Raw genomic sequence first — 13,113 nt, 5'->3', positions numbered from 1 at the left:
GAAGCCCTTATTAATGAACGTCAATCATTTGCACGGTGCCGTCAGGCAGAATTTCCGCCATCTGGCCGCGCGGCTCATCCATAAACTGTACCGCAATCAGGGTCACCACGGCAGTCGCGGCAATCACGAAGAAGAAGGTCTGCGCTGAAACAAAGGACAGCACGGTGAGGAAAGTCACCGCGCCGACATTACCATAGGCACCTGCCATACCGGCAATCTGTCCCGTCAGACGGCGCTGAACCAGCGGCACAACGGCAAACACGGCGCCTTCACCGGCCTGTACAAAGAAAGAACAGGCCATGGTCGCCAAAACGGCAAACACCAGTAACCACTCCGGCGTGATCATACCCAGCACAACGTAACCAATCGCCAGCCCCGTAATACAAATTGTCAGCGTGCGTTTGCGCCCCAGTTTGTCACTGAACAGCCCGCCCACCGGACGCGACACCAGGTTCATAAAGGCAAAACCGGAGGCCAGTAAGCCGGCCTGAACCGCACTGATATCAAAGGTATCACTGAAATACAGCGGCAACATTGAAACTACCGCCAGTTCAGAACCGAAAGTCGCGAGATAAGCCAGGTCAAGCACGGCAACCTGTTTGAATTTGTAACGATGAATCTCAGGCACTTCGCTGGTAAACACCTCCTTGTTGACCTGATAGATGTGATACACCTGATAGGCAAACAAAGCGATAAGCCCGGCATAGATTGCATAAGTGATAGGCTGCGACAGCAATTCAACACCGCTGGGAGACAGTTTCCAGGCCAGCAGCGCCAGCGCTGCATAGAGTGGAATGCTCATAATGATATAGAGGAAGAAATCGCCTTTGCTGGTCACTTCCATCGCCCCATTTTTCTTGGGTTTGAAATAGGTCGAGCCTTTGGGTGTGTCCGACACGCTGTTGTAATAAATAAAGGCATAGATCAACGCAACGGCACCGGTGGTTGCCAGTGCATAACGCCAGCCATCATCACCGCCGTAAATTAAAGCCAGTGTTGGCAGACTCATGGCAGCCGCAGCGGAGCCGAAGTTACCCCAGCCGCCATAGATACCCTCAGCCAGACCGACCTGTTTAGCCGGGAACCACTCGGAAATCATCCGGATACCGATAACAAAACCGGCACCGACAAAACCCAGCATAAAGCGGGCTACCGCCATCTGCTCAAAACTGTCGGCAATGGCGAAAAAGAAACAGATAAAACTGGAAATGCCCAGCAACATACTGAACATGATTTTGGGACCGTATTTATCGACCAGCATCCCCACTACGATGCGGGCAGGGATAGTCAGCGCCACATTGAGGATTAACAGCGTTTTCACCTGCTGGTCATCGAGACCGAGCGTGTCGCGAATCGCCACCATCAGCGGTGCATGGTTAAACCAGACCACAAAGGTGATAAAAAAGGCCATCCAGGTCAGATGGAGAGTACGGATGTTGCCACTGAAAGACAGGAGGTTTAGCTTTTGACTGGACATGAATTCAGTTCTCTCTTTAGAACACGTTACCAACATTGGCTCGCGTTCTAAGTGCTGGAATCATGCCAGTTCTCTAAGTAATTGTTTTACTTTGGGATGACTATATTAATTTGGTATCAAGAGTGCTGATTTAAGTCTAAATCGGTGCAGTCTGCACTATGATTGTGCGAGCTGAGGGCTACAACGGCGCCTCATCCTCGTCGGGCCAGTCCAGATCACAGCAAAGTATATAAACCGCCCCGCCGATTTCGACCGCCTGCGACACGGTCACACACATATGCGAACCGGCAACGGACAGGTAAGGCCGGCTCACCTGAGTCACCCCCGGGGTTTGTATCGCACGGTAGTGATAATGCCGATGTGACCAGTTGGCGTTCTCACCCGCCAGTAAAGGCGTAAAACGAATATCCAGCTTCGCAGTGTATTTGGGTGAATACAGGCTCTTGCCAATTTGAAAACCCTGCTCATCAAGCAGATAGCAACGAACCGCCTGTTCGTCCTCAAATACCGAAGCACCGCATTGATCAAATGGCATTTGCTGTTTTAGTGCTTCTACTTCGGCATTGAAACGATGCTTAAAGGCTTCAAAATGTGAGTGTAACTTGCGGTTATACTGACTGCGGACATTATGTTTCCGGTGCAGCAGATCATCGAGTTTGGCAGCGAAATCGCGATCCCGTTTCAGCTTTTTATCCGGCTTGGCAAAATAAAAGCCCTGTACCATGTCGGCATTACTGGAGATGGCAACCATCGCCTCTTTTTCATTCTCCACGCCTTCGATCACCACCAGACTGCCGGTTTCATGAATCAGTGAAACAATCCCGGTCAGGATACGTTCTACTTTGAGTGAACGGCCGGCCTGTCTGACCAGACTGCGATCGATTTTGACAATATCAGGCTGTAGCTCCCAGATCCGGTCGAAATTGGAATGGCCGGCACCAAAGTCATCAATGGCAATCAAACAGCCTAATTGGCGGAAATGCTGGATCAGTTCCTTCAGATAAAGGCGATCATCAATCTCGCTTTCCAGAATTTCGATGACGATTCTTCTGGCGGGAATGCCGGTCTGATTCATCAATTCACGCATAAAGCCGGCATCAGGCCGTTCTGTCACCAGGCACTGTGAATTGAGATTGATAAACAGCCAGCTTTCCGCTTCGCCGGTATGGGCAAAGTTACGGGCATGCAATAAACGGCAGGTGCGATCCAGTTCCAGATGTTCACGACTGCTGGACGGTCTTTGCATTACCTGTATCGGGCTGATATAGCGACCGTCACTGTCGTAGGCCCTGAGCAAGCCCTCATAACCCACAGGTCTGCGGTGCGCAATACTGAAGATCGGCTGGAATGCTGACGTCAGAAAGAGGTTATCGTAGGCGGCGGCGAAACCTTGCTCGCTGAGGGAAAGTTCTGTCATTCCAACCCGGACCTTTGTAGATGATTGTGCACAATATCCTAACATTACTGGTTTCTGTTACTGGCTGAATTTATCGTCACGCTTTGTGCTTGTTTCAATATAAAAACAGCCTGCACCGGTGTAATGCAGGCTCAGCTATCAGGCCACTTTGCGGGCGTGATGCTGATGAAGAAAATTAATCACTTCCGATCGGTAATGGTTATAGTCCTGATTGTCCGTCAAATCGAGGCGTTTTCTCGGTCTGGGCAGTTTCACTTCCATCACCTCGCCGATGGTCGCCGCCGGGCCATTGGTCATCATCACAATCTTGTCAGATAACAATACAGCTTCATCGACATCGTGGGTTATCATCATCACCGTGTTATTCAGTTCAGCCTGGATATCCATCAGAGAATCCTGCAGATGAGCCCGGGTCAGGGCGTCCAGAGCACCGAAGGGTTCATCCATCAGCAGCACTTTTGGTTCCATTGATAAAGCCCGCGCAATACCAACGCGCTGTTTCATCCCGCCGGATATCTCGGACGGCATTTTGTGCATCGCATGCGTCATGTGCACCAGCTCCAGGTTATGCTCCACCCAGTCACGGATTTGTTTACGACTGCGACTGGAACCGAACACCGACTTCACCGCCAGTTCCACATTCTGGTAACAGCTCAGCCAGGGGAACAGGGAATGGTTCTGAAACACAATGGCCCTATCCGGACCCGGCTCATCGACTTCTCTACCCTCCAGCACCACCCCGCCTTCAGTGGCTTTATACAAACCACCTACGATATTCATTACCGTGGATTTGCCGCAGCCGGAGTGACCGATAATGCTGATAAACTCGCCTTTTTCAATTTTGAGATTGACGTTATCGAGCGCCCGGAACGGTCCATTAGGCGTGGGGAAATCAATGCTGACATGGTCGATATTAAGATATTTATCCATTGTTCGGCTCCTAGCGAATGACGGCATTTTTGTCGTAAGAGAAGAATTTCTGGAAGCTCAGGGTGATGCGATCCAGAATGAAGCCGATGATGCCGATGGTCAGTACCGCCACCATAATTCGGCTAAGCGAGGAAGAGCTGCCGTTCTGGAATTCATCCCAGACGAATTTACCCAGGCCCGGGTTCTGTGCCAGCATCTCTGCGGCAATCAACACCATCCAGCCGATACCGAGGGAAATACGCAAACCGGTAAAGATCATCGGTATCGAAGCCGGAATCACCACTTTAATAACCGTTGTAAAGTAATTAAGGCGCAAGACCCGGGCGACATTAATCAAATCCTTGTCGATGGATGACACGCCGACTGCCGTATTAATCAGTGTCGGCCACAACGAACACAAGGTCACGGTCAGTGCCGAAGTAATAAAAGATTTTTCAAACACCGGATTATCAGTGACATACAGCGCACTGACCACCATGGTCACAATCGGCAGCCAAGCCAGAGGTGATACCGGCTTGAATATCTGAATCAGTGGGTTGAGTGCGGAATATAATGTGTCTGAAAGTCCCGCCACGATACCAATCGGCACAGCAATTACAGTCGCCAGCAGGAAACCGACAAATACCGTAAACAAGCTGGTCAGGATCTGATCAACAAAGGTTTCCTTGCCGGTATAAGATCGAATTGTCACTTCCGCATCCGGATTTTTCTCCAGCCTGGCGGCATTGCGCTGTTCCTGGCGCTCATAGAAGGCCTGCTCACGTTCACGTGAGGCTTTATGCTCATCTACCAGCACATTCACCTGCTCCCAGACCTGGGTTGGTCCCGGTACCTGGCCGAGGCTGGTAATCACTTTGGCAGCACCGAGATGCCACAAAAACAGAAACACCGCGATAGCAAACAGCGGCACGCCGACCATTTTTCCCAGCACCTGCATCTGATGTTTGGGTGACTCTCCCGCTGTCAATCTGACCAGGGGGATGAACCAGGTGAATCCGGTCAACTCGAGGAAGTAAATCAGTTTATCTTTCATATTGACTCTTTGATTGGATAGGAAACAGTCACCCTGCCTGACAGGCAGACAGGGTGGCTTGCTATTCCGGTATTACTCGACCACCTGCTCGCCTTTCAGACCAATCGGAAACTGCTCCAGATAGGCATTAGGCCGGGTGCCGTCATAGGTGATATTGTCGATAAACTCGGTTTGCGCGGGTTTAAAGCCGGTTTCTGTTTCAAAGTCGGGAAAGGCCGAGGCCGGCAATTTGCCCTCCTCGATCAGTTCCCTGGCTGCCAGCGCATAGATATCAGGACGCTAAACTTTCCTGGCGATATCCATATACCAGCTATCCGGTTTAGGCTCAGCAATCTGGCCCCAGCGACGCATCTGGGTCAGATACCAGACCGCATCACTGTAATAAGGATAAGTGGCGTTGTAACGGAAGAAGACATTGAAGTCAGGCACTGCGCGCTTATCGCCTTTTTCATACTCGAAAGTGCCGGTCATACTGTTGGCAATGACCTCGTAATCAGCACCGACATAACGACTCTGTGACAGGATCTCGACTGCTTCCGGACGGTTGGCATTGCTGTTCTCATCCAGCCAGTGGGCAGCGCGGATCAGGGCTTTGACTACAGCTATGTGGGTGTTGGGATTGTCTTCCGCCCATTGTTTGCTGACACCGAACACTTTTTCAGGGTTGTTTTTCCAGATTTCGTAGTCGGTAATCACCGGCACGCCAATCCCTTTGAATACCGCCTGCTGATTCCACGGCTCACCGACGCAGTAACCGTAAATCGTGCCGGCTTCCATGGTCGAAGGCATTTGCGGCGGTGGCGTGACTGAAAGCAAAGCATCAGCCTGTAACTGCCCGCTGACATCGCCTTTATGCGGGGCATAATAGCCGGGATGAATTCCCCCCGCGGCCAGCCAGTAACGCAGTTCATAGTTATGCGTCGATACCGGGAAAACCATGCCCAGATTGAAGGGCTTGCCTTCGGCTTTGTAGGCGTCCACCACTGGCTTCAGGGCTTCTGCGCTAATAGGATGCACAGGCTTTCCGTCTTCTCCCATCGGGACGTTGGGTTTCATCTGGTCCCAGATATCATTGGAAACGGTAATGCCGTTACCATTCAGATCCATGCTGAAGGCGGTGATGATGTCAGCCTTGGTACCAAAACCAATCGTGGCGCCCAGCGGCTGACCGGCCAGCATATGAGCGCCGTCCAATGTCCCGTCAATCACACCGTCCAGCAGAACTTTCCAGTTGGCCTGGGCTTCCAGTGTGACGTAGAGCCCCTCGTCTTCAAAAAAGAACTTTTCATAGGCGATAGCCAGCGGGGCCATATCCGTCAACTTGATAAAACCGAATTTGAGTTCGGGCTTTTCGATTTCGCCCGGTGCCGAATAGGCGGTGGTGACTGACATCATGCCGGTACCGAATACCAGACTGACTGCGGCCAGGGTTTTGGCCAGCTTACGGCCTGTCATGGATAACTGTTTTCGCATTATCTGCTCCCGAATTTTGTTCAAAAAAAAGACGCTCTCGCCGGCTCAGGCCGTCAAGGACGTCTTTATCCAATCATCAAGTTTTGGTTGACCCGTCGTTGGGTTGTGACTCACAGGAGTGTTAGCAGATAATATGCCAACCAGATACCTAAATAATTAATCAAGTATTATCAGTGCTTTGTATCAATATTATTAATCCATAATGAATGCATGGCTGCACACTTAAGGTTCATCTGACAGCGAACGCACAGGGCTGGTGCAGCACGCCATACACTTGTCTTCTGTCTCAGTTCGCTCAGACGGATTTTTTGGGTTCCAGCAAGCTGGCAGTCGCCAGAATATTATGTGCCAGCTGCGCCAGCCGCATATTCTGATTCATTGCTGAACTGCGCAGCAGCCGGTAAGCTTCATCTTCACTGCAATTGCGCTGCGCCATGATGAGCCCTTTCGCACGATCAATGATCTTGCGGTCAGCCAGTGAAGTTTTGAGCTCCTTGATGTGTTTCTGCATCGACTGATACTGGCGGAAACGCGCAATGGCCGTTCGCAGAATCGGCAGTACCCGATCTTCCCTGAAGCCATCGACAATATAAGCACTGACACCGGCCTGGATCGCCTGTTCAATCGCGTCATCACGATCATCGCGGGTAAAGATAACGATAGGCAGCGGAAACTGTTCATTGATCACCTTGAACTTGTTGAGCATGTCGTTATCGCTGCTATCCATGACCGCGATAATCAGTTCCGGCTCCACAGTCCATTTCAGTGTCAGCAACTGTTGCAGGGTCGAGCCTTCAAAAATAATCTTGTATGGCGTCTCGGCCAGCGTCATTTTCAGGGTATCGCTGACATCACGGTGTTCACTGATAACAATGGTATTAACGTTAGTCTCGGAGTTCATGGCAACGCTGCTCATATCATTCTGGTATGTTGTTGAGAGGCATAGTGAATGATGATGCCGAACACTTTCAGCACCTCATCAATGGCCCGGGTGGAGACGTTGAAATAGTCATTGGAGTCCACCTGCAGACGACCGTCTTTAAGCACATTGTGTTCGACCATTTCCATCAGCTTGCCGATACTGTCGCTGATGGTTGTGGAAGCATTCTGCAATGCCTGTTGCAGATCTTCGTTTTTGATGCCGTTGATTTGCTTGACCAGTTCATTGGTGTTGCTCTGTACCGAAATCCGCAGGAAATCGAGGATGATACGATCCGCCCCCTCACAGACACCGCGAGCACAAATCCCGGCGCCGACTGCCCGTGTTTGCCCCACAGTTTCGGCAACACGCAAGGTATCCAGACAGACTTCCGAGACACGGGTACAGCGATCCAGCATCATCCGGTGTAGATCATGATCGCGCATCACATCATCGAGCAATGAAAGCTGACCATCGATCATCAGGCTGTGCTGACGTACCAGATTATCTGATTTAAGATCGCCGGCCAGTGCATGTTTTTTCAGCCTGGGCCAATGCTCAGTGAATGATTCCCACTGAGGAAAACGCTTGAGTTGCAGGCTGTCACGACTGGAAATCAGCTGATCAATATCCCCTTGCAAACTCATTAACTGGGATTTCAGTTTGTCATTGCCTTGATTGACGGCATTACTGGTGCCCCGGTGTTTCTGGCAACTATCAATGATGCGTTTCAGGTGCACGGTCAGTAGAATGCCCTGCTCAATCCGGCTCTGCGCTTGTCTCCTCATCAGGGCAAGTCGATTGATTAAGACGATGAGACATACAACAGTGAGGCCACCGACAAACATCGGATACATCTTTGCTCTCCAGTGAACAAGACAGGGGCTTGAGGCCAGAAACATTCATCCGATCATTAATACAGAGATGAATGCAGACGAGCCTGACACTACTCCCAGACAACTAAAAATCCGGCCATCAGACCCAACGGGGAAATCATGACCATGAAAACCAATTTCCCCAACTCTTTCAGCAGTAACATCACATCAATGAAATAACCCATAATCTCCCTCCTGCAGCTTGGACTCACTCTGATTTTGCATAAGCTGTGCCAAAGAAATAATCAATACTTTTCAGTTACTTATAAATCAGATACGCATTTTCTGTGCTACAAAATGGTGTTGTTGTCCAAATATGGTGCAAGTCATAACAACGATGACCGGCGGGATTGTCTGGTTTTCAGTGACAAAAAAGCCGGGCAGAACCCGGCTTTTTTGTTTGTGCTTCGTGGGCTGAGGTCAGAATTTAACCTGGGCATAAACCCAGAACTTTTCTGTGTCTACACCGCCAAATTCCTCATCAGCGTTGTAATCGGCATATTTCACACCCAGGGTGTAATGCTCCTTGAAGGTTTTCTCAAGCATGATGTCATATTCATCACCTGCATCGAGACTGTCCTCGTCAGTCTCAAAATCATGATAGACCGCAACCAGCTTCGCACCCAGCACATTACCGACCAGTGTGACGTAAGTGTCTTCCAAACCTTGTGTTGGTGTATTAAGGAAGATATCAGCCCATCCCTGAAAGGCATGGTTAGTCCCCAGGGGAGTACGGAAACTGTAGGTACCGTCTCCCTCCTGAACTTCATGAGACAACTTGAGCAGCCAGCCTTTATATTTACCGCCCAACTCCAGCAGATAATAATCCTGCTGATCCATCTCCCCATCAGCATAATCATCCTGTGTCGCATATTCAGCGGTATAGAGGATTTTAAAAGCATCATTCAATGGTTGTGCGCCGGACAGTCTCGCCCCATAGGTCGCACGCGAATAGGCCGAATCATCCACGGAATCTTCATAATCCAGCAAATAAGCATAGCCTTCCAGATTACCTATCGGCAGTCCTGAGTACTGTGCATTGAACAAATGACTGTCCATTTCGATTTCGCCATCTTCCACCATCAGCGCCGCCAGATTACCGTCTTCTCCAAAAATGGTCTGAACCTTGTCGAGGTAGGCGTAGCTGAGGCTTGTGTTCGGTAGCGACTGATTGACAACACTGAATGCATCAAAGGTTTGCCAGTTCTGACGCCAGCCGACGGTCCCGATAAAGCGATGGAAGGGCGCATCACGATAAGTAATGATCTGACGGCCAAATTTGAATGTCGTATCAAAAGCGTTATAGGCCAGGTAAGCTTGGTTAACTTCGGTACCCTCTGGATCGGCAACGATAGAATACTCCGGCTCACCATTAGTGCCAGCCGCGTTGAAATTGTCTGAACCCAGGTGAGACACATCCTCAAACTCAATAAAGCCGCTTAAACCATGGAACGCACCGGTTTTGTAAGCCAGGGTGGTGCGAAGCGTATAGGCATCTGCATCTTCGAGTGCATTGTCCTGATTGACGTTTTCATAGCGGGCACGGGCAGAAAAACTCACTTTACCGCCGGTCAGGGCTTCCATAAAAGCATCTTCTGCCTGGGCAGTAACCGGAGCCATTGCCATACTGCTCATTCCCGTCGTTAACAGGCCTAGCGCTGTCAGTTTTTTCATTGTTGGCATTGTTTATCCTCTTATAAAAAAAGCCATGACAGGGCGACCTGTCATGGCTTCGTTACCTTGATTGATAAATAGTTAATATCCGAAGAAAAATGGCTGCGTCGTTGCAGAGTCACTTATCGACTATTTGCAACCATAATGCCAATTTACTATGTGACTGTTTCTATTTAGAAATTTCTATTTTGTGAAGTTTTTGTGACGATAAATGCACCATTTAAATACTTATTTATCGACAGATGCACTAGAACGAAACAGGTGCCCTGACCGAAACCAGAAACAAAAAAGGACGACATGCGGGTCGTCCTTTTTGTTGGCTGATTTATCTGACCGGGTTAGTGGCCGAGTAATTTCTTCAGTTCCGGCACACAGGAGCCACAGTTGGTACCGGCATTCAGCTTGGTGCCGATTTCATCCACATTGTGGACATGGCCTGCGCTTATCGCGTCCTTCAGGGTGTTTTCCCCAACGCCGAAACAGGAGCAGACAATAGCACCACAGTCTTTTTGACCTTTGCCTGGCTGCCCCACCAGCAGGCTATAGCGTTCTGTGTCGGACAAGCTGGTAGAAGTAAACAGCTGAGATAACCAGGAGCGGGCTGGCAGCTCATGGCTGGGGGCAATAAACACCACCCCTTCCAGTTTATTGCCGACAATTTTTCCGGCGCGATAGCGACCGGCTTTTTTATCAATAAAGTCCAGCCATTCTCCCTCGGTGCCCAGGTGCTCCTGTGCCCATAAATGAGGCTGGCTGATGGTTTTCTCACCGGCTATTTCATAACGCCAGAACTGTGCCCCTCTGACCTTAACCCAGTAATTGGCATCTTTCACCGAGATGGGCCGGCGCGACAGGATAAAACCATGCCAGATGGGCTGATAAGGCCGAATCCTGACCGGTGTATGTTTGGATTCCGGCTGCCCGGAGATGGGATCATAAACTGCCGCGACCAGCGCATCGACCCGCGCCATCGAAGCAAACTGGTTACTCCAGTGGATAGGGACAAACACGCTGCCCGGCCGCTGCTCATCGGTGAACACTACCCGAACAATCATTTTGCCCCATTGGCTGATGACTTCGGCCAGTGCGCCATCGACCAGATCCCAGTTCTGGGCATCGATCGGGTGTATCTGCACCGCCGGTTCCGGAATGTGAGCGTTCAGACGCACCGCACGTCCGGTACGGGTCATGGTGTGCCACTGATCCCGAATACGGCCGGTATTGAGCACCAGTGGGTACGCATCCGAAGTCGGATTCTGCGGCAGTTTGGGCTCAATTGGCACCATTCTGGCCTTGCCGGACGGAGTAAAGAAACGTTTGTCAGTGAACAGTCTCGCTGTGCCGGCTGGCGCTTCGGCGGTCACCGGCCATTGAATCGGCGCCAGATTGTCATAGGCCTCATCACTGATGTCGGCAAGCCCACTGAGATCAAAGTCTCTTGTGCCATTATTTTCAAAGGCTGACAGACGGGCATGTTCACGGAAAACATCGACCGGTTTTTCAAATGGAAACGCTTTTTCGAACCCCATCCTACGGGCCACCTGGGTCATCATCCACCAGTCAGGTTTGGCCTCTCCGGGCAGAGGCAGGAAGGCCCGCTGATGGCTGATCCGGCGTTCTGAGTTGGTAACCGTGCCGTCTTTTTCTCCCCAGGCTGCTGCCGGGAGTAAAATATCTGCCAGCTCGGTCGTGTCGGTATTGCTCTCACATTCTGACACCACCACCAGTTCGCATTGCTCCAGAGCAGCCTTAACGCTGTCGGCTTCCGGCAGGCTGACCACCGGGTTGGTCGCCATAATCCAGACCGCCTTGATTTTGCCTGCCGCGACATCTTTAAACATATCAATGGCCTTGGCACCGTTTTCAGTGGCCAGACGATCGGTTTCCCAGAAGCGTGACACCCGGTCGTGATGTTCCGGGTTGGTGATTTCCATATGGGCCGCGAGCTGATTACTCAGACCGCCGACTTCTCGCCCTCCCATCGCATTGGGCTGCCCCGTAAAGGAAAACGGTCCCATAGCGGGTTTGCCTATCCGTCCGGTCGCCAGGTGGCAGTTAATAATGCTATTGGTTTTATCGGTACCGGAAGTCGACTGGTTTATGCCCTGCGAGTAGAGGGTGATAACCTTCTCAGTCGACGCAAACAGTTGATAGAACTTAACAATATCTTCTTCTGGAAGTTCAGTAATGGAAGAAACCTGCGGAATATTGCCGGCACTGTCTCTGGCTGCTTTGATTGCAGCTGAAAAGCCCTCGGTGTGCTGCTCCAGGAAATCCAGATCCAGATAGTCTTCCTGCTTCAGATAATTCAGCAGGCCGTTGAACAGCGTTGCATCGCTGCCGGGTCTTAATGACAGATGCAAATCGGCAATATCACAGGTCGAGGTTTTCCGGGGATCAATCACAACGACTTTTAAATCGGGCCGCTGCTGCTTGACCTGATTAATACGTTGATAAATCACCGGATGACACCATGCCAGGTTGGAACCGGCCATGACCAGCAAGTCTGCCTGTTCCAGGTCCTCATAGCTGCAGGGCACTGAATCACTACCAAAAGCACGCTTGTAGCCGGCCACCGCCGAGGACATACACAGACGTGAATTGGTATCGATATTGGCACTGCCGATAAAGCCTTTCATCAGCTTATTGGCCGTGTAGTAATCCTCGGTCAGGATCTGACCGGAGACATAAAAGCCAATTGCACTGGGGCCGTATTTGTCGATGATGTCCTTGAATTTTTTGCTGACGGTGTTGAGCGCTTCATCCCAGGAAACGCGTTTTCCCGCCACTTTCGGGTAAAGCAGCCTGTTCGACAGATCGACCGTTTCCCCCAAGGCTGAGCCCTTAGAGCAGAGACGCCCCAGATTAGCGGGATGACGTGGATCGCCCTCGATGAGAACTTTGCCGTCAGCCTGCGGTGTCGCCAGGACACCGCAGCCGACACCGCAATAAGGACAGGTGGTCTGAATAGTATGTTCTTTACCCAAAACAGATGACTCTTTTATAGCGAAATGAAGACCACGCCGTTTTCGATTTTGGTCTCAAACGTACGTGTACAGCCTTCGTCAGGACCGGTGGCTTCACCGCTTTCCATATCGATGACCCAGTTATGTAAAGGACAGGCGACCCGTTTGTCATAGACAATGCCCTGCGACAACGGGCCGGCCTTATGCGGACATTGATCAAAGAGGGCAAAAACCTCATCTCCGGCAGTTCTGAAGACAGCCACATCGCCATCTTTGGTCACCAATACCCGTGACCCCTTGTTTGGAATATCGGCCAGCGGGCCAACTTCGGTCCAGCTCATGCTCACCT

General features: G+C 50.8%; 9 protein-coding genes and 1 pseudogene. All 10 read right to left on the bottom strand.

Going from position 1 to position 13,113, the window contains the following annotated elements; translation table 11 throughout:
- Positions 1-10: 10 nt before the first annotated feature.
- Complete coding sequence (locus FH755_RS11190; RefSeq protein WP_292441201.1) at positions 11-1,477, bottom strand: NarK family nitrate/nitrite MFS transporter; 1,467 nt, start codon at positions 1,475-1,477, stop codon at positions 11-13.
- Between the two features lie 178 nt (positions 1,478-1,655).
- Positions 1,656-2,894, bottom strand: coding sequence for an EAL domain-containing protein (locus tag FH755_RS11185; RefSeq protein WP_292441200.1), 1,239 nt, complete (start codon positions 2,892-2,894; stop codon positions 1,656-1,658).
- Positions 2,895-3,032: 138 nt separating this feature from the next.
- Positions 3,033-3,824: an ABC transporter ATP-binding protein gene (locus tag FH755_RS11180; RefSeq protein WP_292441199.1), complete on the bottom strand. Its 792-nt coding sequence runs from the start codon at positions 3,822-3,824 to the stop codon at positions 3,033-3,035.
- A 10-nt stretch (positions 3,825-3,834) separates the two neighbouring features.
- Positions 3,835-4,857: an ABC transporter permease gene (locus FH755_RS11175; RefSeq protein ID WP_292441198.1), complete on the bottom strand. Its 1,023-nt coding sequence runs from the start codon at positions 4,855-4,857 to the stop codon at positions 3,835-3,837.
- A gap of 72 nt (positions 4,858-4,929) precedes the next feature.
- A pseudogene (locus FH755_RS11170) lies at positions 4,930-6,252 on the bottom strand (CmpA/NrtA family ABC transporter substrate-binding protein).
- Between the two features lie 373 nt (positions 6,253-6,625).
- Positions 6,626-7,246, bottom strand: a complete 621-nt coding sequence (locus FH755_RS11165; RefSeq protein ID WP_292441197.1) for an ANTAR domain-containing protein — start codon at positions 7,244-7,246, stop codon at positions 6,626-6,628.
- On the bottom strand, positions 7,243-8,106 hold the full coding sequence (locus tag FH755_RS11160; RefSeq protein WP_292441196.1) for a hypothetical protein: 864 nt from the start codon (positions 8,104-8,106) through the stop codon (positions 7,243-7,245). Before FH755_RS11160 ends, FH755_RS11165 begins: the two co-directional genes overlap by 4 nt.
- Before the next feature lie 438 nt (positions 8,107-8,544).
- The gene (locus FH755_RS11155) at positions 8,545-9,798 is read right to left on the bottom strand and encodes a hypothetical protein (protein ID WP_292441195.1); all 1,254 of its coding nucleotides are present in this window, start codon (positions 9,796-9,798) and stop codon (positions 8,545-8,547) included.
- A gap of 338 nt (positions 9,799-10,136) precedes the next feature.
- Positions 10,137-12,785: a nitrate reductase gene (locus FH755_RS11150; RefSeq protein WP_292441194.1), complete on the bottom strand. Its 2,649-nt coding sequence runs from the start codon at positions 12,783-12,785 to the stop codon at positions 10,137-10,139.
- A gap of 14 nt (positions 12,786-12,799) precedes the next feature.
- The gene (gene nirD / locus FH755_RS11145) at positions 12,800-13,105 is read right to left on the bottom strand and encodes a nitrite reductase small subunit NirD (RefSeq protein WP_292441193.1); all 306 of its coding nucleotides are present in this window, start codon (positions 13,103-13,105) and stop codon (positions 12,800-12,802) included.
- Positions 13,106-13,113: the final 8 nt, after the last annotated feature.

This window comes from Methylophaga sp., from assembly GCF_009711715.1.
Taxonomy (GTDB): domain Bacteria; phylum Pseudomonadota; class Gammaproteobacteria; order Nitrosococcales; family Methylophagaceae; genus Methylophaga.
Note: the sequence above shows the minus strand (reverse complement) of the source record. Positions and strands in the feature narration are given on the sequence as shown.

Coding starts and splice junctions, on each gene's coding strand:
- FH755_RS11175 (WP_292441198.1), bottom strand. CDS start 4,857: ATGAAAGATAAACTGATTTACTTCCTCGAGTTGACCGGATTCACCTGG.
- FH755_RS11190 (WP_292441201.1), bottom strand. CDS start 1,477: ATGTCCAGTCAAAAGCTAAACCTCCTGTCTTTCAGTGGCAACATCCGT.
- FH755_RS11165 (WP_292441197.1), bottom strand. CDS start 7,246: ATGAGCAGCGTTGCCATGAACTCCGAGACTAACGTTAATACCATTGTT.
- nirD (WP_292441193.1), bottom strand. CDS start 13,105: ATGAGCTGGACCGAAGTTGGCCCGCTGGCCGATATTCCAAACAAGGGG.
- FH755_RS11185 (WP_292441200.1), bottom strand. CDS start 2,894: ATGACAGAACTTTCCCTCAGCGAGCAAGGTTTCGCCGCCGCCTACGAT.
- FH755_RS11180 (WP_292441199.1), bottom strand. CDS start 3,824: ATGGATAAATATCTTAATATCGACCATGTCAGCATTGATTTCCCCACG.
- FH755_RS11160 (WP_292441196.1), bottom strand. CDS start 8,106: ATGTATCCGATGTTTGTCGGTGGCCTCACTGTTGTATGTCTCATCGTC.
- FH755_RS11155 (WP_292441195.1), bottom strand. CDS start 9,798: ATGAAAAAACTGACAGCGCTAGGCCTGTTAACGACGGGAATGAGCAGT.